At 61.6% G+C, this 20,728-nt stretch carries 16 protein-coding genes and 2 tRNA genes; 13 read left to right on the top strand and 5 right to left on the bottom strand.

Annotated elements, in window-relative coordinates:
• Positions 1-53 precede the first annotated feature (53 nt).
• Positions 54-440: a YidB family protein gene (locus H559_RS0102395; RefSeq protein WP_028451379.1), complete on the bottom strand. Its 387-nt coding sequence runs from the start codon at positions 438-440 to the stop codon at positions 54-56.
• A 185-nt stretch (positions 441-625) separates the two neighbouring features.
• Between H559_RS0102395 and H559_RS0102390 the strand changes: the two genes are divergently transcribed.
• From H559_RS0102390 to H559_RS23375, 6 genes are all read left to right on the top strand, one after another.
• The gene (locus tag H559_RS0102390) at positions 626-883 is read left to right on the top strand and encodes an FmdB family zinc ribbon protein (protein ID WP_308417167.1); all 258 of its coding nucleotides are present in this window, start codon (positions 626-628) and stop codon (positions 881-883) included.
• A 25-nt stretch (positions 884-908) separates the two neighbouring features.
• Positions 909-1,613, top strand: a complete 705-nt coding sequence (locus H559_RS0102385; RefSeq protein WP_211230883.1) for a DUF502 domain-containing protein — start codon at positions 909-911, stop codon at positions 1,611-1,613.
• Positions 1,614-1,632: 19 nt separating this feature from the next.
• Positions 1,633-3,432 (top strand): aspartate--tRNA ligase, encoded by a 1,800-nt coding sequence (aspS, locus tag H559_RS0102380; protein WP_028451376.1) that lies wholly within the window; start codon positions 1,633-1,635, stop codon positions 3,430-3,432.
• A 141-nt stretch (positions 3,433-3,573) separates the two neighbouring features.
• A tRNA-Ser gene (locus H559_RS0102375) sits at positions 3,574-3,664 on the top strand.
• A 132-nt stretch (positions 3,665-3,796) separates the two neighbouring features.
• Positions 3,797-3,887, top strand: a tRNA-Ser gene (locus tag H559_RS0102370).
• Positions 3,888-4,098: 211 nt separating this feature from the next.
• A complete protein-coding gene (locus H559_RS23375; RefSeq protein ID WP_051278824.1) occupies positions 4,099-6,651 on the top strand; it encodes a methyl-accepting chemotaxis protein in 2,553 nt (850 codons plus the stop codon).
• A gap of 126 nt (positions 6,652-6,777) precedes the next feature.
• Here the strand turns inward: H559_RS23375 and H559_RS0102360 are convergent, their stop codons facing one another.
• Positions 6,778-7,956 carry a DUF2863 family protein gene (locus H559_RS0102360; protein WP_051278823.1) on the bottom strand — a complete coding sequence of 393 codons (1,179 nt, stop codon included), beginning with the start codon at positions 7,954-7,956 and terminating at the stop codon, positions 6,778-6,780.
• Between the two features lie 125 nt (positions 7,957-8,081).
• Between H559_RS0102360 and H559_RS0102355 the strand changes: the two genes are divergently transcribed.
• Positions 8,082-8,420 carry a YkgJ family cysteine cluster protein gene (locus H559_RS0102355; protein ID WP_034639325.1) on the top strand — a complete coding sequence of 113 codons (339 nt, stop codon included), beginning with the start codon at positions 8,082-8,084 and terminating at the stop codon, positions 8,418-8,420.
• Between the two features lie 53 nt (positions 8,421-8,473).
• On the opposite strand, the gene H559_RS0102350 is transcribed toward H559_RS0102355, so the two are convergent.
• The 3 genes from H559_RS0102350 to H559_RS0102340 all read right to left on the bottom strand — a co-directional run bounded on the left by H559_RS0102350 (position 8,474) and on the right by H559_RS0102340 (position 11,504).
• Entirely contained in the window at positions 8,474-9,268 is a 795-nt protein-coding gene (locus H559_RS0102350) for a type 2 periplasmic-binding domain-containing protein (RefSeq protein WP_028451373.1), read from the bottom strand.
• Between the two features lie 142 nt (positions 9,269-9,410).
• Positions 9,411-9,965 (bottom strand): DJ-1 family glyoxalase III, encoded by a 555-nt coding sequence (locus tag H559_RS0102345; RefSeq protein WP_028451372.1) that lies wholly within the window; start codon positions 9,963-9,965, stop codon positions 9,411-9,413.
• Positions 9,966-10,169: 204 nt separating this feature from the next.
• Positions 10,170-11,504, bottom strand: a complete 1,335-nt coding sequence (locus H559_RS0102340; protein WP_028451371.1) for a glycosyltransferase family 4 protein — start codon at positions 11,502-11,504, stop codon at positions 10,170-10,172.
• Positions 11,505-11,709: 205 nt separating this feature from the next.
• Here H559_RS0102340 and H559_RS0102335 point away from each other — a divergent pair, with 205 nt between their 5' ends.
• The 6 genes from H559_RS0102335 (at position 11,710) to H559_RS0102310 (ending at position 20,672) form a co-directional block, all read left to right on the top strand.
• The gene (locus H559_RS0102335; RefSeq protein WP_028451370.1) at positions 11,710-12,198 is read left to right on the top strand and encodes a Dps family protein; all 489 of its coding nucleotides are present in this window, start codon (positions 11,710-11,712) and stop codon (positions 12,196-12,198) included.
• Positions 12,199-12,287: 89 nt separating this feature from the next.
• The gene (locus H559_RS0102330) at positions 12,288-12,848 is read left to right on the top strand and encodes a lipid-binding SYLF domain-containing protein (RefSeq protein WP_034639323.1); all 561 of its coding nucleotides are present in this window, start codon (positions 12,288-12,290) and stop codon (positions 12,846-12,848) included.
• 85 nt (positions 12,849-12,933) lie between these two features.
• Entirely contained in the window at positions 12,934-16,434 is a 3,501-nt protein-coding gene (gene smc / locus H559_RS0102325) for a chromosome segregation protein SMC (protein ID WP_028451368.1), read from the top strand.
• A gap of 118 nt (positions 16,435-16,552) precedes the next feature.
• Positions 16,553-17,767 carry a cell division protein ZipA C-terminal FtsZ-binding domain-containing protein gene (locus H559_RS0102320; protein ID WP_028451367.1) on the top strand — a complete coding sequence of 405 codons (1,215 nt, stop codon included), beginning with the start codon at positions 16,553-16,555 and terminating at the stop codon, positions 17,765-17,767.
• A gap of 68 nt (positions 17,768-17,835) precedes the next feature.
• On the top strand, positions 17,836-20,268 hold the full coding sequence (gene ligA / locus H559_RS0102315) for an NAD-dependent DNA ligase LigA (protein WP_028451366.1): 2,433 nt from the start codon (positions 17,836-17,838) through the stop codon (positions 20,266-20,268).
• Positions 20,268-20,672, top strand: coding sequence for a hypothetical protein (locus tag H559_RS0102310; RefSeq protein WP_028451365.1), 405 nt, complete (start codon positions 20,268-20,270; stop codon positions 20,670-20,672). The genes ligA and H559_RS0102310 overlap by 1 nt, the downstream gene beginning before the upstream one ends.
• Positions 20,673-20,728 lie beyond the last annotated feature (56 nt).

Here is a 20,728-nt window from a genome sequence, read left to right as displayed (position 1 = left end):
TATCAACGCCGGCACGCGGGGCCGGCGTTGCGTAGCGAGGTGCGAGAGCTGGCTTAGCTGAAAAGCTTTCCTTTCAGCAGGTCCAGTCCGGCTGCCAGCAGGTTGCCATCGCCTTCGGGCAGTTCACCGTTCGGTGTCAGCTGGTCAATCAGTTGCGGCAGCAAGGCGGAAATCTGGCCGGCTGCCGTCTGCGGGTCAATGCCGAGTTTTTCGGCCAGCGGTGCCAGGGTTTCGCTGCCCAGCACGGCTTCGATCTGCTCGCTGGATACCGGCAGGTTTTCACCGCTCGCTACCCAGGACTGTGCGACTTCACCCAGTCCGCCTTGCTGAAATTTATCCAGCAGTCCGCCGATGCCGCCTTGCTGTTCCAGCAGATTGCCCAGAAGATTGCCTGCCTCATCGCCGCCAAGCTGGCCGGCCAGTGAATCGAGTAGTCCCATGCTGAATGCTCCGTCATGTCGTTGGTCGCGAAAAGGCCGTATGAAGCCAGCCCGAACTCCATCCTAGCTGCTTTGTATTACACGTGAGCTTTTTGCATGCCGGGCCGGAAGCAGTCAGCGGAATGGGTGCTGCTGGACGGCAGGGAATTCGGTATAATCCGTCGTTTTTCCGTTTTCGGGGATGAATGATGCCGATCTATGCTTACCGTTGCGCTGCGTGCGGTCATGAGGGCGAGCACATGCAGAAAATGGCCGATGCTCCACTGACCGATTGCCCCGCCTGCCATGCCGCCGAATACAAGAAACAGCTGACTGCCGCAGGCTTCCAGCTCAAGGGTTCTGGCTGGTATGCCACCGATTTCAAGGGGGGAGGGGCTTCGTCGGCCAAGTCCGGCGATTCGGCTGCGCCGTCCTGCCCCGGGGGCAAATGTGCCTGCCACTGAACATCCCGCCAAGGTTGCCAGCGGCATGGCCAGTCTGCGCCGCTACCTGATAGCCGGTCTGCTGATCTGGGTGCCGCTTGCCATTACGATCTGGGTGCTGAACCTGATCATCGGTACCATGGATCAGTTGGGTGCGCTGCTGCCTACCATCATGCGGCCGGATTTCTGGCTCTTGCAGGGTGTGTCCTCGACACTTCCGTTCCTTGCTGGTCGCGACCATATACCCGGCTTTGGCGTCATTCTGACGGTGCTGGTGGTGCTGGGGACGGGCGTGCTGGCAACCAATCTGCTGGGGCGTCGCCTGCTGCGGGTGTGGGAAGGACTGCTGAAGCGAATTCCGATCGTCAATTCCATCTACTCCAGCGTCAAGCAAGTGTCGGATACGCTGTTTTCCGATTCTGGCAATGCGTTTCGCGAGGCCGTACTGGTGCAGTTCCCGCATCAGGGTGCCTGGACGGTTGCATTCCTGACCGGTGTTCCGGGCGGCGAAGTCGCGCAGAAGCTGGCGGAGGAACTTGATGGTGAGCTGGTTTCGGTTTACGTGCCGACCACGCCCAATCCGACCTCAGGTTATTTCATTATGGTCAGAAAGGTTGATGTCAAGCCGCTGGCGATGAGTGTCGATCAGGCGCTGAAATACGTGATTTCCATGGGGGTTGTCATGCCGGGAGCACCGGCGGCGGCGCCCGCAACACTTTCTGCTGCGCCGGCTGGCCAGCACACCGCATAAACAACAAGGATAGCTGTCAATGCGTACCAACTATTGTGGTTTGATCAACGAGCATTACCTCGGCCAGACTGTTACCCTGCAGGGCTGGGCCCACCGTCGTCGTGATCATGGTGGCGTGATCTTCATTGATCTGCGTGACCGCGAAGGCATCGTACAGGTCGTGATCGACCCCGATACCCCGGATGCTTTTGCGACGGCCGATGCGTCGCGTTCTGAATACGTGCTGGAAGTGAAGGGCATCGTGCGCGCCCGTCCGGAAGGAACCACCAATGCCAAGATGATTTCCGGCCAGATCGAAGTGTTGGCGAAGGAAATCGTCATCCTGAACAAGGCCGACACGCCGCCGTTCCAGATCGACGATGAAAACCTGTCGGAAAACGTGCGTCTGACCAACCGTGTCATCGACCTGCGCCGCCCGACCATGCAGCGCAATCTGCGCCTGCGCTACAAAGTGGCGCTGCTGGTGCGCAACTTCCTCGACACCAAGGGTTTCATCGACATCGAAACGCCGATGCTGACCCGCTCGACGCCGGAAGGCGCGCGCGACTATCTGGTGCCTTCGCGCGTGCACGACGGTCAGTTCTTCGCGCTGCCGCAATCGCCGCAGCTGTTCAAGCAGCTTTTGATGGTGGCCGGTTTCGACCGCTATTACCAGATCACCAAGTGCTTCCGCGATGAAGATCTGCGCGCTGACCGTCAGCCTGAATTCACCCAGATCGATATTGAAACCTCGTTCCTGAACGAGGAAGAAATCATGAACATCACCGAAGAAATGGCGCGCCATGTTTTCAAGGAAGCCATCGGCGTCGATCTGGGCGCATTCCCGCGCATGCAGTATGACGACGCGATGTTCTACTACGGCTCGGACAAACCCGACCTGCGCGTTGACCTGAAATTCACTGAACTGACCGACGTGATGAAAACCGAAGAATTCAAGGTTTTCCACCACGCGGCAAATATGGACGGCGGCCGTGTCGTCGGCCTGCGCATTCCGGGTGGCGCCGATTTCAGCCGTTCGATGATCGACGAGTACACCAAATTCGTCGGCATCTATGGCGCCAAGGGCCTGGCCTACATCAAGGTCAATGACGTAAGCAACATCAGCAACGAAGAAGGCTCCGGTTTGGCCGCGCCGATCGTCAAGTTCCTGTCGAACGACGCGCTGAAAGCCATCATCGAGCGCACTGGCGCGCAGAACGGCGACATCATTTTCTTTGGCGCCGACAAGCGCAAGATTGTCGACGAGGCCATCGGTGCGCTGCGCATCAAGATCGGTCATGAGCGCGGCGAAGCCGGCGGCTACTTCACCAAGAGCTGGAAGCCGCTGTGGGTCGTCGACTTCCCGATGTTCGAATACGACGAAGACGACAAGCGCTGGAACGCGTGCCACCACCCGTTCACCAGCCCGAAAGCCGAACACATCGATCTGCTCAAAACCGATCCGGGCGCCTGCAAGGCGCGCGCCTACGACATGGTGCTTAACGGCTGGGAAATGGGCGGCGGCTCGGTGCGTATCCACTCGGCCGAAGTGCAATCGACCGTGTTTGACGCGCTGGGCATCGGCGAGGAAGAAGCGCAGAACAAGTTCGGCTTCCTGCTGGACAACCTGAAGTTCGGCGCGCCGCCGCACGGCGGCCTGGCCTTCGGTCTGGATCGTCTGGTGACGCTGATGACCGGCGCCGAGTCGATCCGCGACGTGATTGCCTTCCCGAAGACCCAGCGTGCGCAGTGTCTGCTGACCAATGCACCGAACGCGGTCGACGAGAAGCAATTGCGCGAGCTGCACATCAAGCTGCGCAACCCGCCGCAAATCGTATAAGCCGGAACAGGTGAGAGAAGGCCCGCGCAAGCGGGCTTTCTTTTTGCGCATATCCCCGTGACTCCGGAAATTCGGGGTCTGTGCAATTGAGAAAATGCTTGCCAATGGCGGGGTTGAGGGCTATTATGCGGCCTCTCTTGCGGAGAGATGGATGAGTGGTTTAAGTCGCACGCCTGGAAAGCGTGTATAGGTTAATAGCCTATCGGGGGTTCGAATCCCCCTCTCTCCGCCAGCCGAATCAGTTAAAGCCCCAGTGTTTACACTGGGGTTTTTATTTGTCGCATCTTCGCGCATTTTCAGCGAAAAGTTGACAAAACCGGATTGCAGGCCGGCGTTCTGCCGTGTATAGTTCGCCTCCTTGTCCGGAGAGATGGATGAGTGGTTTAAGTCGCACGCCTGGAAAGCGTGTATAGGTTAATAGCCTATCGGGGGTTCGAATCCCCCTCTCTCCGCCAGTTTTCACACAGAGCCCCGCCAGTCGGGGCTTTGTTGTTTCTGCCGTATCCCTCCCTTTTTTTACCGTTTGGCGCTTTTTGTTGCACCGCAGAACAATTACTCGGAAATTATCTATAATTTTCACATGTGTAAGTATTGGCATGTGTTCATGTGTGATGATGCCGGCAAGCGGTTCACATGAGCGCTTTGATTATGTGCTGGAGGTGTCAAATGAGCTGGTTCAGAAACATGCGGGTGGGCGGAAAGCTGATTCTTGCGTTCCTGTTGCTTGCCCTGATTGGCGCGATTATCGGTGTGCTGGGCATTCGCAGTGCGGCCCAGATCAACGGTATGACCGAGCGCATTTATGAAAAAGATCTGCTTGGCATCAACGCAATCCATGAGGCCAAGGCTGCCCAGCTGAATGTCGCACGTGCTTACCGTAATATTCCGCTGGCAACGAGCCAAGCAGAAAAAGAAGCTGCGCAGGCTGATCTGAATCGGTGGCGCGCTGAGCTCAATCAGAAAATGACTGAGGCCCGGACGTACTACACAACCGATAAAGGCAAGCAGATGCTGTCGAATTACGACACTCTGGTTGCTGAATATAACCGCAATCTTGATCAGCTTGTGCCGTTGCTGATGCAGCAGCCGTTGTATGCCAGCTCGCCAGCCAGTGTCATGATGAATGGCGATCTTGATCGTAATGGGAAGGCTGTTCGCCAGCAAATTGACGAACTCGTTGATCTCAAGGTCAATTTTGCCAAGGGCGTGTTTGATGAAGCGGTCAGCCTCTATGGCAGTGCCAGGCAGACACTCATCATCATCGTCGTGCTCGGTGTCGCGCTGGGCATCATCATGGGATTCCTGATCGCACGCAGCATTACCCGTCCGCTCGGGCGTGCGGTCGAGGTGGCCAATGCACTTGCTGCCGGCGATCTGTCCGGCCATGTCGAGGTCAGCTCGCGTGACGAAACCGGCCAGCTGCTTGCTGCCATGCAGAACATGCAGGATGCCCTGAAGCGCATCATCGGCGATGCGCAGGGGCTCGTCAGCGCGGCCAGGCAGGGGGATTTCAGCCGCAGCATCGATGTGAAAAATCATCAGGGTTTTGCAGCAGAGCTTGGGCAATCGCTGAATGATCTCTCCGTAACAACCGATGCGGGTCTCAAGGATGTGACCCGTGTTGCCAATGCGCTGGCTGCTGGTGACCTGACCCAGAAGATCGACCGCAACTATCCGGGCGTTTTCGGTGAGGCTGCAGCTGGCGTAAACGGTACGGTAACGGCACTGTCCACCGTGATCGGGGAAATCCAGGGAATGGTCGATGCAGCCGCCAATCGCGGTGATTTCACCCGCCGGCTTGAGCTGTCCGGCAAGCAGGGCTATACGCTGACACTGGCCGAACTGCTCAACAAGCTCTCCGCCACAACGGAAGAAGGCCTCAACGACATCAATCGTGTTTCGCAGGCTCTGGCTGCCGGAGATCTTGGCCAGAAGATCAGCAAGGATTACCCGGGCGCATTCGGGCAGACGCGGACTGCGGTCAATGGCATCGTGCTTGCACTCAATACGACTGTCGATGAAATCCAGCAGCTGGTGGATGCGGCTGCCAATCGTGGCGATTTCAGCAACAAGCTGACGCTGGCCGGCAAACAGGGCTATACGCTGACGCTGGCCGAGCTGCTCAACAAGCTCTCTGCCACCACCGAGGCTGGCCTCAATGACGTAACCCGTGTTGCCGGGGCGCTGGCCGAAGGTGACCTTACACAGCGGATCACCGCCCAATATGCCGGTCTTTTTGACCAGACCGCGCAGGGCATCAACGGGACAGTCGACCACCTCAAGCAGCTGGTTGGCGAAATCGTTCAGGCGGCCAGCCAGATCAATACCGCTGCCGGTGAAATTGCTGAAGGCAATATGGATCTTTCCAGGCGCACCGAATCGCAGGCGGCCAGCCTGGAAGAGACGGCGTCCAGCATGGAAGAGCTCACTTCGACCGTGAAACAGAATGCCGAAAATGCCCAGCAGGCCAACCAGTTCGCCATCGGCGCGCGCGAGGTGGCCGGCAAGGGTGGGGCTGTGGTCGGGCAGGTCGTGGAAACGATGCAGTCGATCAGCGATTCGTCACGCAAGATTGTCGAGATCATCAGCGTCATCGACAGCATCGCCTTCCAGACCAATATCCTGGCGCTCAATGCAGCGGTCGAAGCTGCGCGTGCCGGCGAACAGGGCCGGGGCTTTGCAGTGGTGGCCAGTGAAGTGCGCACGCTGGCACAGCGTTCCGCCTCTGCCGCACGGGAAATCAAGGGGCTGATTGGTGACTCGGTCGAGAAGGTCGATGGCGGTGCGCGGCTGGTCAATCAGGCGGGCAGCACCATGCAGGAAATCGAAACCAGCGTGAAGCGGGTGACTGATATCATGGCAGAAATTTCGGCGGCCTCGATCGAACAGAGCGCGGGCATTGCCCAGGTCAATCAGGCGGTCTGCCAGATGGATGAAACCACGCAGCAGAATGCCGCGCTGGTGGAAGAAGCTGCCGCGGCGGCCGGCTCTCTGCGTGAGCAGGCCCAGGTTCTCAGCCGTGCCATTGCTGCCTTCAAGCTCGATAATGTGGTCAGCCGGAGTCTGCCTGCCGCAGCCCAGCCCGTGCGCAGCAGCAGTGCCACCACTGCGGCAGCCAGGCCCAAGCCGGCATTGGCTGCCAGCGGCAAGAAGCCGGCCAAGCCTGCCCCGGCGCGGGGTGTGACTGAGCACGACGAAGAAGCCTGGGAGGAATTCTGATCCGGGTAGAAGTTGGCAGTAGAAAGGCCGGGTATGTTTGCCCGGCCTTTTCATTTAAAGGGTTGTGGCGACATACTATGTTTGGTATTCAAGCCGCTACTATTGGTTTCAGTGTGGATGCTGGTTTCAGTGCAGGTGCTGGGGTGTCTGTTCCTGGGCTTCTTCCGGCGGTTCCGTATGCAATAGTTCGCCATCGGCGTTCGGGAAGAAAGGGCTGCCGCAATCGTCGCAGAAGTCGGTTGGAAAGGTATGGTCATGCACGGTGATGTTGCTGACACCGCATTCGCGCAGGATGGCCTCGATATCACTGATGCAGTCGGTGTGTTCGCCCTCGCCATCCAGCAGTGGCCACACCACACCGTGAATGACCTGGCTGCTGCGTTTGAGCATGAAGCCGACACGGTATTCTTCCAGGCGCTGGCCATGGCAGGCGGCAATTGCCGCCGAGATCTCGCGTGCTTCCACATTGAGCGTAAGCTGTAGAAACGCGACCGTGGCGCGCACTGAATAAGCGCGTGAGGCGTGATCGGTGGCACGCCATGCGGCGAAATAGGCCTGTGGCAACAGCGCTTCCATCGCGCAGCCGGCAAAAACGGGAGCGAGCGCTCCGCCACCCTGTTTCAGCCATTGCTGCTCGGCTTCACGGCGCTCGCCATCGTCTTCCTGCCAGCGGAACAGGGCCTGGCCGAGAGGTGCGGCAACCGCGCAGACGATGTAGCGCGAGTCGGACAGAAAGGCCGCCGTTTCCGGCATCTGGCTGCCGGCGAGGGAGAGGTCTTTGCCAGCGACGGCCAGTGGCGCGAGCTCCTGCAGTAGCCCGTATGTCGGGCAGAAGCCCTGCGGAAGCTGGTCGGGGCTGAACAGATAATCGACCATCGCCAGCCGCGTGTCGCGGGCCAGAACATGCGCCCCAAGCTGCACGCGCAGCGTCTGCAGCAGCTCGCGGCCAAGCATGCCTGCCGGAATGCCATAGCGCGACCAGCTCAGAACCGGTGCTGCGAGCAGCACGACCTGCCAGTCGGTGCCGTCGGCGTGGATGATCCGGGTTTCGCAGGCGGTCTCGATTTCATTCGCCAGCTCGTTCCACGCTTCGCTTTCGATCTGTGCGAGGCTTTCCAGTGCGGTATTCAGGGTTTCCTCGTCACCAGTTTGCAGCAGATGCAGTACCGCTTCGCCGAGCGCTGCCTGCCAGAATTCATCTTCCGGCCGCGTGCAGGATTCCGACAGGCCGGTGGCGAGACGGATCAGCTCGTCGATGTCAGTCGTGCGGCGGTTGCGGCGGGGAGTGCGGGGGCGTTTCAGCATGATCGTGCGCTTGAGCGATGGTGTGTCTCGGAAGGCTGATTCTAGCACCCGGGCCGGTTGCCGGCTTGGCAAGACGCAAGGAAAACGGTAAAAGCCTCTGCATTCCCATTGTCACGCACACGGTCATGGACAATCCCTGTCTGAGCTGCGGCGCCTGCTGCGCCGCCTTTCGCGTCACCTTTCATTCTTCCGAGCTGGAAAGCGAGGGTGGGCGCGTGCCCGATGGTCTGGCCGACATGGAGGGGCGCGAGCATGCTCGCCTCAAGGGCACCGACTATGCCAGCCCGCGCTGCCTGGCTCTGTGCGGCAAGATTGGCGAGAAAGTCTGGTGCGGCATCTACAGCGAACGCCCCTCACCCTGTCGCGAATTCGCGCCGCTGGCCGAAATCGGCAATTACGCCTCGGCCTGTAACCGCGCGCGGGCGAGGCACGGGCTGCCGGAATTGCCTGTCGTGGATGGCTGAGCGTATCAGGCGTGCAGCCGGGTATGCGCTGCGGTGCTGCGGTTGCGGGCAGGTTACAGATCATCCGGCACGGTCAGCTGAATGCTGAGCCGCTTGGGCAACTGGAGCGGCTGCAATTGTTCACGGAAGTACTGATCCATCAGCCGCTGCTGCAGCCCGCTTGCTTTTGCCGCGCGTAGCGCTTCGGTGATGGTCTTTTGCAACTGCGGGTCCGTGCGACTGACATAAAACACAAAGTCGCGGTCATAGATCAGCACTAGCCGGGGCTCGATCTCCAGCTCTGGGTGTGCCTGCTGCTCGCTGACAATTTCCAGTGCGCCACGTGGCAGGTAATTGATCTGCCGGTCTGCGGTGCTGACCATCCGGTAGAGCAGTTGCCAGTCTCCCGGCTGCTCAAGCACCGGCAGCTGGTTGGCCTGCCAGATGCGGACATCGAACCAGTCCTTTCCCATCCCGGCACGCAGCTGCAGGGCCTGAAAATCGGCCAGATTGTTCACTGCGGCAAAGCGCCCCGCAGTACCCCTGGGGATGAGCAGCAGGCGCTGGCCGATCAGCCCCTTGGTCAGGTCGACCGGAACCTGCAGATACATGCCATCCCGCTGCTTGCTGCGCAGTAGCCAGTGCACGTTCAGTTCGCCGGTTTCCAGCATGCGGTTGCGCCGGGTGGCAGGTAACTCGGGGCTGGCCAGCAGTGTGACGGTATGCCCCTGCGCGCGCAGGGCGTCGGCCAGCAGGCGATGATAGTACTCGTGCTGGCCATCGCGGCGGGTCATCATCCGCAGGGTGATGTCTGCTGCCAGCGCGGAGGGCGCCAGCAGGATGAGAAGAACGAGGATCAGGGCTCGCATGATGTTGCTCCCCTGTTGTGATCTGATCTTCGAAGCTTAGCCTGACATTGCGCCAGAAATTGGCATTTAAATTCCGCTGGCCCGACGGGGCGCAGGCGGGCGGGTAATTTCTGCCTGCGCCGTGCGGGGCCGGCATGGCCAGTTACAGATACAGCATCGCCCTTCCGACCTGCTGTGCGGTGGCAGCGTCAGTCAGGCGCTGCAGGATGGTCAGCGCAAAGCTGGCTGCGGTGGCGGGTCCGCGCGAGGTGATGACATTGCCGGCTTCGACCACGTTGTAGCTCCAGACTTCCGCACTGCCCTCAATCAGGGCCGGCTCGCAGCCCGGGAAGCAGCAGGCATCCAGCCCGGCAAGCACGCCGGCCTTGGCCAGCACCATCGGTGCCGCGCAGATGGCGGCGACCAGTTTGCCGGCAGCCTGGTGTTCCTGCAGACGGGCGTGCAGGGCGGGGCTGGCGAGCAGTGCCTGTGTGCCCGGGCCGCCGCCGGGCAGGATGATGGCGTCGGCCAGTGCGTTGTCTGCCGTGCTGAAAGAGAGGTCTGCCGCGATTGCAATGCCGTGCGCGCCGATCACTTGCAGTGAGTCGCCCAGTGCGACCATTCTTGTGTCCACGCCGCCGCGGCGCAGGATGTCGACGATGGTGACGAGTTCGACTTCTTCAAAACCGGGGGCGACGTAAACATGAGCGACGGGCATGGCGGACTCCTTGCGGGGCGGTGGATGTGCGTGTCCGGCAATCATAGCCGATCATGCCGGTCCTGGCCGCATGGAGGGTGGCTGGCAGCAAGGGCGTTCCGGTCGGACTTTGGAGTGAAGCCATGGGTATGTCCTTGTATCCATTTAAATATAATGGCTACGGTGATATATCTTGCATGGTTTTCTTGTTGCTATATTTGGCAGCTAGCCGGTTTTTGGTGCAAATGAAGGATTGTCGGGATGAGTCTGCAGTAGGGCCGGTGCCGCCAGAACCTCGGCAAAGGCTCTGCGGTGAGCAGCCAGCAGCACCGACCAGTCGAATTCCTGCTCGGCCCGTTGCCGGCCTGCGTCTGCCAGCTGCCGGCGCAGTGCGGTATCGCGGTAGATGCGCGTGAAGCAGGCCAGAAAATCCTGCGCATCGTCAGGCCTGAACAGCAGGCCGTTGTGTTCATGCCGCACCACGCTGGGAATGCCGGCGCTGTGGCTGGCGAGCAGCGGCAAGCCTGCCGCGTTGGCCTCGCACAGCACCCGTCCCATGGTTTCGGCGTCGGCAAGCCCGCTGACGCGGTTGATGCTGATGCGGCTGGCCAGGACAAACAGATCACTGGCGGCGTAGGCGTGCTGGATCGCTTCCTGTGCAATGCGACCGGTGAAGGTGACATGCTCCGCGATCCCCAGAGAGGCAACCAGCGTTTCGCAGCGCCTGCGTTCGCGCCCGTCGCCGACCACCAGCAGGTGCAGCTCGGGCGCGATGCGGCGCAGGGCCGGCACTTGCGCCAGCAGAAAGTCGATGCCTTTCTTGGCAACGAGTCGGCATGCCGTCATCAGCACGAAGGCCTGCTCCGGAATGCCATGGTGCCGGCGCCAGCCATCCGGCGGGGCTGCCCGAGCAAAACGCCGGCTGTCGACGCCGCCCGGCAGGACACGGATGCGGCCACTGGCCAGTCCGACCTGCTGCAGCAGGTCACGGGTGTAGTGGCTGTTGGCCAGTACCAGTGCGTTGCCGTGTGCGCTACGCTGCATCAGCTGCAGGCGCTGTTGGCGCAGCAGGGCTTCCAGCCACTCCGGCGTATTGCAGCGGCGATACAGCCGGTGCAGCCATCGTTCCAGTTTCGGGTGACTGACCAGCTGGCTGCCGGTACGGAAGGGGTAGCTGATCCACGGACGCTGCACGTCATTGCCGACCGAGCGGCAGATGACGGGAATGCGGAGTTCCTCGGCCAGCAGGCCGTAATACACATTCGATGCATACACCAGATCGGGAGCGAAAGCCCGCAGCTCGCGCATGAGCAGGTGGTGGTTATGCCAGAAGCCGATGCGGCTGAGGATGCGGCGCACCGGATAGCCGGAAGCGGCATCGAAGCTTGCCGCTTTCTCCTGCAGCTCGTTCTGGTCGGCGCGATAGGTGAATACCATGCAGGCATGGCCGTCGGCATGCAGGGCGTGTGCCAGATGCTGTGCATGCGTCTGCATGCCGCCAAACGAGGGCGGGAACTCGGTCAGGATGAGGGCGATGCGGGGCAGGCGGGCAGGGGGCATGAGAGGATGATGCCCAAGCACCGGGCTGGCGCAAAGCAATTCATCCGGGCTGTTGGATTTGCTTCATCCGGGGAGTAATGCGCTGATAGTCATGCCAATATGCGGTAATTATTAACATCTATTGGATTGTGGTGTTTGATAGATTTATGATCAATCAACGGTGCTTGCCGGCATCCGCAATCCATTTCACGGAAGGAGATCCATCATGGCAAAACAGAAATCACCGCGCATCGACATCGGTATCAGCGACAAAGACCGCAAGGCGATTGCTGCTGGTCTGGCAAAGCTGCTGGCCGACAGCTATACCCTGTACCTAATGACGCACAATTTCCACTGGAATGTCACCGGCCCGCAGTTCAACAGTCTGCACAACATGTTCATGACCCAGTACACCGAACAATGGAATGCGCTCGATGTGATTGCCGAGCGCATCCGCGCGCTGGGTGAGCCTGCTCCCGGCACCTATCGTGAATTCGTGCAGCTCGCCTCGATCAAAGAAGTGGAAGGTGTGCCGAAAGCGAACGAGATGATCCGCCATCTGGTTGCCGCGCAGGAAGCCACTGCCCGCACCGCCCGCAGCCTGTTCCCGCTGGTGGATGCTGCCAATGACCAGCCAACGGCGGACATCCTGACGCAGCGGCTGGAAATCCACGAGAAAACCGCGTGGATGCTGCGCAGCCTGCTCGAAGAATAAGCGGCAGGCAGGAGAAAAACAGCGCGTTCTGCCGGCATTGCAGGTCTATACTCAACAGCATCCGTTTACCGTTGAGTGAAGGAGCTGTCATGTCGGACGTTCTGCTGCGATTTGCGCGCTTTGGCGTGCTGCTGTTTGTGCTTGGCCTCTTCCCGCTTGCCGCCCATGCGGCCGGCCCGAGCAAGGCCGAGCTGGAGAAAACCTCGAAGGCTGCGCTGCAGACGCTGCTGGCGACGACGCCGGCCGCCAAGTCGCTGAATGCGCAGGCGGTTGCCGTGCTGGTTTTTCCTGCGGTCAAGAAGGGCGGCGTGATGGTTGGCGGGCAATACGGTGAAGGTGTGCTGTGGCGCAATGGCAAGGCCAGTGCGTACTACAGCACGGCCGGCGCGTCATACGGCATGCAGATTGGCGTGCAGAAATATGGCTACGCCATGTTTTTCATGAATGAAACGGCGCTGCAGGCGCTGGATGCTGCCCAAGGATTCGAAGTCGGCGTGGGACCGAGCGTGGTGCTGGTCGATGAAGGCATGGCCAGGCAAAAAACCACCACCACGATGAAGGATGACATCTACGCCTTCATCTTCAGCCAGAAGGGGCTGATGGCGGGGCTGGGCCTGCAGGGCAACAAGCTTACCCGCATCGAGAAGTAAGAGGCCGCGACAACTGGCCGGATAATGCTGCCGGCCAGGCTTGCTCTTCGGTACAATCGGCGCACCGCCTTTTCCCCGAGTCGCCGTGCGCCTTTCCCACATCAAGCTGGCCGGTTTCAAGTCCTTTGTCGATCCCACGAGCATTGCCGTGCCGGGTCAGCTGGTGGCTGTGTGCGGTCCGAATGGCTGCGGCAAATCGAACGTGATCGATGCCGTGCGCTGGGTGCTGGGTGAGTCGAGTGCCAAGCAGCTGCGCGGCGAATCGATGATGGACGTGATTTTCAACGGTTCGACCACGCGCAAGGCGGTCAGCCGGGCGTCGGTCGAGCTGGTGTTCGACAATTCCGCCGGCCTGATCCAGAGCCAGTGGGGCCAGTTTTCAGAGATAAGCATCAAGCGCGTGCTTACGCGCCAGGGCGATTCCAGCTACTACATCAATAACCAGACCGTGCGCCGCCGCGATATCACCGACCTGTTTCTCGGCACCGGTGTGGGCAAGGGCGGCTACGCCATCATCGGCCAGGGGATGATCAACCGCATCATCGAGGCCAGCCCCGAAGAATTGCGGCATTTTCTCGAAGAGGCTGCTGGCGTTTCCAAATACAAGGAGCGCCGCCGCGAGACCGAATCCCGCCTCGCCGACACCCGCGACAATCTGGCGCGCGTCGAGGACATCCGCCAGGAGCTCGAACGCCAGCTGGAAAAACTCGCCGCCCAGGCCGAAGTCGCCAGCCGTTACCAGAATCTGCGCGAAACCATCGTCGAAAAGCAGAATCTGCTGGCGCTGCTCAGAAAGCTCGACGCCGCCCGTGAAGCGGAGGCCGCCCGACAGGCCATCGAAACCGCCCTGACCGCACTGGAAGGCCAGCTTGCCGCCCTGCGTGCCCGTGAAGCCACTATTGAAAGCCTGCGCGAAAGTCACTTCACCGCCAGTGATGACGTCCACCATGCGCAGGCGCATCTTTATGATGCGAATGCTGCGGTCGCGCGCCTGGAACAGCAGCTGCAGCATCTGCGCCAGAATCGCCAGCGCCTGACCGGAGAATGCCAGCAAACGCGCGACGGTCTGGCGCGGCTGGACGATACGCTGCGCCAGTTGCAGGCCGAGCAGGAAGAATGGGAGTCGCGCAGCGAAGAGGCAGCGCTGCAGGCCGAAGAGGCGGCACTGGCCGCCGAAGAAGAATATCTGCGTCTGCCCGAGCAGGAGGCCGCCCAGCAGGACATTGATGGCCGCTACCAGCAACTGCGCGAGCGGCATGCCCAGGCGCGCGCAGCAGCCCAGCTGGCGCGCCAGCAGGCACAGAATCATGCCCGTGCACGGGATGCGCTGCGCGATCGCCTTACGCGGCTGATGACTGAATCCGCACGCTTTGCCTCGCCCGATACGGATGACGAGGCCCTCCTGCAGCTCGAAGAACGCCGCCTCGCACTTGAAGAGCGCGTGCTGGCGCTGGCGGATGCCGAGGCGGCAGTGCAGGCTGCACGTGGCCGAGCGCAGCAGAGCCGTCAGCAGCACGACGCCTGCAGGCTGGACGTCGCACAGATGCAGGCTCGCCATGATGCCCTGGCCGGCATGCAGCAGCGCCGTGACGCGGATGCGCTGGCAGGCTGGCTGCAGCAGCATGGCTTGCAGGATGGCGCGCGTCTGTTCGAACTGCTGGATGTTGCCACCGGCTGGGAACAGGCTCTGGAAGCGGTGCTGGGTATGCGTCTGCAGGCAATTATTGGAAAGGGCTTCACCGATATACCTCCTGATGATTCGCTGATGCTCATCCATCCTGCCTCCCATGGCGAGTACATCCGCGTCGCCGGGCTGGCCGGCGCGCAGCCTTTGCAGCCGCTGGTGCAGTGTCGTGATTCTCGTCTGGAGTCCGCGCTCGATGACTGGCTGGCTGGTGTCTTCGTGGTCAGTGACTGGGCTGCGGCAAAGGCATTGCAACCGCAACTGTCAGCCCGGCAGCTGCTGGTGACGGCGGACGGGCATCTGCTCGACCGCAATGCCGTTCATTTCCATGCCGGCACGACTGGCGATAGCGGTGTACTTGCGCGGCAGCAGGAATTGCTGGCGCTGCAGGAGCGGCTGGCCGCCGGTGAAGAAACCCTGCGGCAGGCGGCGATTGAACTGGCGCAAAGCGTTGCCGCCAGCGAAGAGGCGGAGGCGCAACTGCGCACCCTGCGGCAGCAGGAGCAGGTCGAGCGGCAGCAGCTCGGGCAGCTGGAACGGGAACACGCACGCCGCGAAGAAGCCCGCGTGCAGTCACAGAGCCGCCTGCAGGCGTTGCAGGACGAGCTGAAACACCTGCGGCAGCAGCTTGATGCCGAGGAGGCTGCGCTGCGCGACTGCGAAACCGAAGCCGTGATCCAGGAGGCCGCGCTGGCACCGCTGGATGATGAGCTTGAGACGCTGAAGCTGGACCGCGTCGAGGCGGAAACTGCGCTGACACTCTTGCGCAGCCGCCTGCGCGAAGTGGATCGCCGCGCGCAGGAAGCGCGTTTTGCTGTGCAGAGCGCGACACAGCGGCTCGCCGATCTGGCGCGCCGGCACGAGGATCTGGTGCAGCAGCGCGAAGCGCAGGAAGAGCGCCTTGGCATGCTGCTGGAAGAGCTGGCAGGCATCGACGAGGGTGATTTCGACGTCGGCTTCCAGGAAGCCGTCAATGTTCGCACGGACAAGGAAAGGGCGCTGGCGGCCGCACGCGATGTCCTCAACGGCATCACGCAGCAACTGCGCGACGAAGAGGCGGGCAAGCAGCTGATCGAGACAACGCTCGAGCCGGCGCGCGAAGCCGTGAGTGCGGCGCGGCTGGCCGAGCAGGAAGCGCGCCTTGCGCTCGAGCGCTTTGCGCTGGAGCTGGCAGAGGCCGCCGCCGATGAGGCGGCGCTGCAGCAGAAACTCGAACCCGGGATGAAGGTTTCCGGGCTGGTATCGGAAATCGGCAAGCTCTCGCAGGCGGTGAATGCGCTGGGCGCGGTGAATCTGGCTGCGCTGGAAGAGCTGGAGGCTTCGCGCGAACGGCAAGGCTATCTGCAGGCGCAGAGCGAGGATCTCTTTGCCGCGATGGATACGCTGGAAAATGCGATCCGCCGCATCGACCGCGAAACGCGCGCCCTGCTGCAAAGTACCTATGACGCGGTGAACGGCAATCTGCAGGAGCTTTTTCCGCTGCTCTTCGGTGGTGGCCATGCGGAACTCGTGCTGACGGGTGAGGAAATCCTCGATGCCGGCCTGCAGATCATGGCCCAGCCTCCGGGCAAGAAGAACGCGACGATTCACCTGCTTTCCGGGGGCGAGAAAGCACTTACGGCGCTAAGTCTGGTATTCTCGCTGTTCCGGCTGAACCCGGCGCCTTTCTGCCTGCTGGACGAGGTGGATGCGCCGCTGGATGATGCCAACACCTTGCGCTTTTGCGATCTGGTCAAGAAAATGGCCGAACGCACACAGTTTCTGTATATCAGCCATAACCGGCTGACGATGGAAATGGCGGAGCAGCTGGTGGGAGTGACCATGCAGGAGCAGGGCGTGTCGCGCGTGGTGGCGGTGGATATTGCCGCTGCCCTGTCGATGCGCGAAGCGGCTCCGGCCTGAGCGTTGCACTGGGTGCAATGGATAAATGCAGAGCGCAAAAGCGCCGCACAATGGATGAAAACGCGTAGCCGGCGATGCCGGCTGCGAAGAATCACATGCTGATACTGTCTGATCTGATATGACCGACTTACAACTGGGATCACTGATTGTCGGTGGCGTTATCGTCGCCGCTGTCTATGCCTTCAACTGGTGGCAGGAATACCGCTATCGTCGCGAAGCCGGTCAGGCTTTTGCGCGCAATCAGCCCGACGTGCTGATGGATACACCGCGGAATATGGTGCGCCAGGGCGAAAGTCTGCGTGTCGAGCCAATGGTCGACGAACCGCGCCTGCGTCCTGCGCTGGTTGACGATGTGCCCGAGCCCATCGTCGGAGAAGACGATATTCCGCCGCTGCCGGTCGGTCTGGCCGGCCGTGCTGCGCCACAGCCAGAGCCGGTTGCACCTGCCTATGTTCCGGCCGAACCGGTGGTTCGCCCGGTAGCCCCGGCCGCGACGCCGGCATCAGCTCCGGTGGCAGAGGAAGAGGATGCTCCTGCTGAAGCACTGGCAGGCAGCCTGCTTGATCCGGCGCTGGATTTCATCGCCGAAATCCATGCCGGTGAGCCGGTGAGCGCCGGTGAGGTACCGCCATTCCCGGCAGCGAAGCGCGTGCAGGTGATTGGCCGCACGCTGCAGGATCATTGGGAAGCGGTGCAATCCACCAGTCGCAGCCGCTTTACCGAACTGCGTGTCGGTCTGCAGCTGGCCGACCGGCAGGGGCCGGTGACTTCCGAGCAGCTCAATGCCTTTACCATGGGCGTGCAGCAGTTCGCCGACAGCATCGAGGCCAGTGTCAGCTACCCGCAGCGCAGCGCCAAGCTCGCCGCCGCCCAGGATCTTGACGAATTCTGTGCCAGTGTCGATGTGCTGATCGGACTGAACGTGCTGGCGATTGATCGCCCCTTCCCGATGGAAAAGGTGCGGGTGCTGGCCGAGCAGGCCGGCCTGGTGCGCGGCCCCGATGGCGCCTTCCATTACCGCAGTGATTCCGGCAAGACCCTGTTCACGCTGACCAACCAGGACCAGACCCCGTTCGGCAAGACGTCTGAGGCGCTGACCCTGCTGTTTGACGTGCCGCGAGTAGCGGGCGGTCTGGCGGTATTCGATTACCTGAGCGAATTCGCGCAGAACCTGGCCGGGTCGGTGGCCGGAAATCTGGTCGATGACAATGGCAAGCCACTGACGCCAAGCAGCATCGCCAGCATCCGCAAGCAGCTGGCCGGGATTTACGCCCGCATGGATGATCGTGGCATTGCGCCGGGGTCGATGGCGGCGCTGCGCCTGTTTGCCTGAACGTTTTCCGAATCTGAATTGAATACCGGACGCCGCTGTGATCAGCGGCGTTTGCATTGGAGCCCGCCGTGCCCGAACCGACCTCCGCCGAACTTGCCCGCGCCGCCGATCTGCGCGACCTGCTTAACCGCTATGCGCATGAGTATTACGTGCTGGATACACCCAGCGTTCCCGACTCTGAATACGACCGGCTGTTTCAGGAGCTTGAGGCGCTCGAAGCGCGCTATCCCGCACTGAAAACCGTCGATTCGCCCACCCTGCGCGTCGGCGGCAAGCCGCTGCCGTACTTCGAGCCGGTCACGCACGTCGTCCCCATGCTGTCGATCCGCACCGAAACCGACGTGACAGCCGCCGGTGCCGAGGCGTTTGACGCCAGCGTGCGCCGCGAGCTGGATCTGCTGCCGCTCGATCCGCCGGTGGAGTACGCCTGCGAACTGAAATTCGACGGCCTGGCGATTTCGCTGCGCTATGAAAACGGCGTGCTGGTACAGGCCGCGACGCGCGGCGACGGCGCGACCGGCGAGGATGTGACGCAGAACATCCGCACCATCGGGCAGATTCCGCTGCGGCTCAATGGCGTCGCGCCATCTGTGCTGGAAGTGCGCGGCGAGGTTTACATGCGCCGCGACGATTTCGCGGCGCTGAACGCGCGCCAGCTTGCCAGAGGCGAGAAAACGTTTGTCAATCCGCGCAACACGGCCGCCGGTGCCGTGCGCCAGCTCGACCCGGCGATTGCCGCGCAACGACCGCTGTCATTCTTCGGGTATGGGCTTGGAGCCATTGAGAGCTGGAGCAATCAGCCTGATACACATGCCGGTATTCTGGACGCGCTGGCGGGGTTCGGCTTTCCGGTCTGCGACGTGCGCGCGGTGGTGCAGGGCGGAGCGGGCCTTGCCGCCTTTCATGATCGCGTCGCCGAGCTGCGCGAGACGCTGCCCTTCGATATCGACGGCGTCGTCTACAAGGTCAACGATCTCGCACTGCAGGCGCAACTGGGATTCCGCACCCGCGAACCGCGCTGGGCCGTCGCGCACAAATACCCGGCGCAGGAAGCGCTGACCACCGTCGAAGCCATCGACGTGCAGGTGGGGCGTACCGGTGCGCTGACGCCGGTCGCGCGTCTGGCGCCGGTGTTTGTCGGCGGCGTGACCGTGACCAATGCGACGCTGCACAACCAGGACGAGGTCGACCGCAAGGATGTGCGCGTTGGTGACACGGTGGTCGTACGCCGTGCCGGCGATGTGATTCCCGAAGTGGTCAGCGTGGTGCTGGAGCGCCGGCCAATGGTCGAGGTATCTGGCGCTGACCTTTTTGATGCAAGGGCTGTAGAGCAATACCCCCGTTATCGTTTGCCCGATGCCTGCCCGGTGTGCGGCTCGCACGTGATCCGTGAAGAGGGCGAGGCGGTGACGCGCTGCTCGGGCGGGCTGTTCTGTTTGGCGCAGCGCAAGGAAGCAATCCGCCACTTCGCCGGCCGCCGCATGATGGACATCGAAGGTCTGGGCGAGCGCTACATCGACAATCTGGTCGAGCTCGACTATGTGAAGACACTGGCCGATCTGTACCGGCTGAGCTTGGACGATTTTCTGGAAATGAAGCGCCGGGCTGATTTGCTTGAATCCGGGGGGCGCGACGGTGTCGTGCCGGAAACCGTAAAGGCCGGGCAGGTGACGACGAAATGGGCGGAAAACCTGCTCGCCGGCATCGCCGGCAGCAAGACGCCGCCGCTCAACCGCTTTCTGTTTGCGTTGGGTATCAGGCATGTCGGCGAATCAACGGCCAAGACGCTGGCCGACTGGCTGGGCAATCTGGCGCTGATCCGCCGTGCACCGGCGCCGCTGTTGCGCCTCCTGCCCGACGTTGGTGCAACAGTTGCCGAAGCGATTGCAGACTTTTTTGCCGAAGCGCACAACCAGCAGGTCATTGATGATCTCCTCTCTTTGGGTGTGCTACCGCAGGGAGAGAAGGCGCCGAACCCGGCGCTGCGTTCTGATCTGGTACCCGAAAAGCTGCTGGCTGCGCTCGATGCGCCCAAGCTCACCGCAGCACGTGCGGCGTCGCTGGCGCAGGCCTTGCCGGATGGCCAGCTTGCTGCATTGCGTGACTTCAGTGCCGGACGCCTGCAGGATGCCGGGCTGACTGCGGATGGCGCACAGGCGCTGCTCGGCTGGTTGCATTGCCATCCGGGCATGCTGGAGCAGCTCGATGCCTTGCGTGCGGAATTGCTGGCGCAGCTGCCTGAAACTGCCGCCCAAGTGGAAGGTGTGCTCAGCGGCAAGACGCTGGTGCTGACCGGGACGCTGCCGACACTGACGCGCGATGCTGCGCAGGCACTGATCGAGGCGGCCGGTGGCAAGGTCAGCGGCAGTGTCTCGAAGAAAACCGATTACGTGGTGGCGGGCGAGGCTGCCGGCAGCAAGCTGACCAAGGCCGAGCAGCTTGGCGTACCAGTGCTTGACGAGGCCGGGTTGCTGAATCTGCTGGCTGAGGGAAGCGCATGATGGGAAAGTTGCTTGCGGGTATCGGGCTGGCCGTATTGTCAGTAAATGGCTGTGCGGAGGTACTTTCCGGGGTATATGGCCACGCCTTCACCGGCAAACGCAATGACGCGGTATGGACTGTGCAGCGCAGTACTGCCGGTATTTATCAGGTGCTGCAGCATGGTGACGATAGTTGCATGGCGGGCAAGGTGCTCGATGACGCGGCACGCCTGCGATTCTGGCAGAAAATGGACTGGCCCCAGGCAACGGTGAGCGTTGCGCAATGCCTGCAATTCGGTGATGGCATGATTTGCCATGTACCACAGCCGCAGCGGCGGCAGATCGTCTGGCTGGCGGATAATCGCAGTGATTACTTCTACTACGACACCATGGCCGGGGTGATGGAGGTGCATCGCATCGGCTAGTCATGGATTCGATTCGGCCCGCTGGCTTTGCGGAATACTACTCTTGTAGATGGTGT

Source organism: Chitinilyticum aquatile DSM 21506, from assembly GCF_000430805.1.
Lineage (GTDB): Bacteria > Pseudomonadota > Gammaproteobacteria > Burkholderiales > Chitinibacteraceae > Chitinilyticum > Chitinilyticum aquatile.
This window is presented reverse-complemented; position numbering and strand designations above follow the sequence as displayed.

Excerpts from the sequence above, each read along its gene's own strand:
- H559_RS0102395 (WP_028451379.1), bottom strand. The coding sequence starts at position 440 with ATGGGACTACTCGATTCACTGGCCGGCCAGCTTGGCGGCGATGAGGCA.
- H559_RS0102390 (WP_308417167.1), top strand. The coding sequence starts at position 626 with ATGATGCCGATCTATGCTTACCGTTGCGCTGCGTGCGGTCATGAGGGC.
- H559_RS0102385 (WP_211230883.1), top strand. The coding sequence starts at position 909 with ATGGCCAGTCTGCGCCGCTACCTGATAGCCGGTCTGCTGATCTGGGTG.
- aspS (WP_028451376.1), top strand. The coding sequence starts at position 1,633 with ATGCGTACCAACTATTGTGGTTTGATCAACGAGCATTACCTCGGCCAG.
- H559_RS23375 (WP_051278824.1), top strand. The coding sequence starts at position 4,099 with ATGAGCTGGTTCAGAAACATGCGGGTGGGCGGAAAGCTGATTCTTGCG.
- H559_RS0102360 (WP_051278823.1), bottom strand. The coding sequence starts at position 7,956 with ATGCTGAAACGCCCCCGCACTCCCCGCCGCAACCGCCGCACGACTGAC.
- H559_RS0102355 (WP_034639325.1), top strand. The coding sequence starts at position 8,082 with ATGGACAATCCCTGTCTGAGCTGCGGCGCCTGCTGCGCCGCCTTTCGC.
- H559_RS0102350 (WP_028451373.1), bottom strand. The coding sequence starts at position 9,268 with ATGCGAGCCCTGATCCTCGTTCTTCTCATCCTGCTGGCGCCCTCCGCG.
- H559_RS0102345 (WP_028451372.1), bottom strand. The coding sequence starts at position 9,965 with ATGCCCGTCGCTCATGTTTACGTCGCCCCCGGTTTTGAAGAAGTCGAA.
- H559_RS0102340 (WP_028451371.1), bottom strand. The coding sequence starts at position 11,504 with ATGCCCCCTGCCCGCCTGCCCCGCATCGCCCTCATCCTGACCGAGTTC.
- H559_RS0102335 (WP_028451370.1), top strand. The coding sequence starts at position 11,710 with ATGGCAAAACAGAAATCACCGCGCATCGACATCGGTATCAGCGACAAA.
- H559_RS0102330 (WP_034639323.1), top strand. The coding sequence starts at position 12,288 with ATGTCGGACGTTCTGCTGCGATTTGCGCGCTTTGGCGTGCTGCTGTTT.
- H559_RS0102320 (WP_028451367.1), top strand. The coding sequence starts at position 16,553 with ATGACCGACTTACAACTGGGATCACTGATTGTCGGTGGCGTTATCGTC.
- H559_RS0102310 (WP_028451365.1), top strand. The coding sequence starts at position 20,268 with ATGGGAAAGTTGCTTGCGGGTATCGGGCTGGCCGTATTGTCAGTAAAT.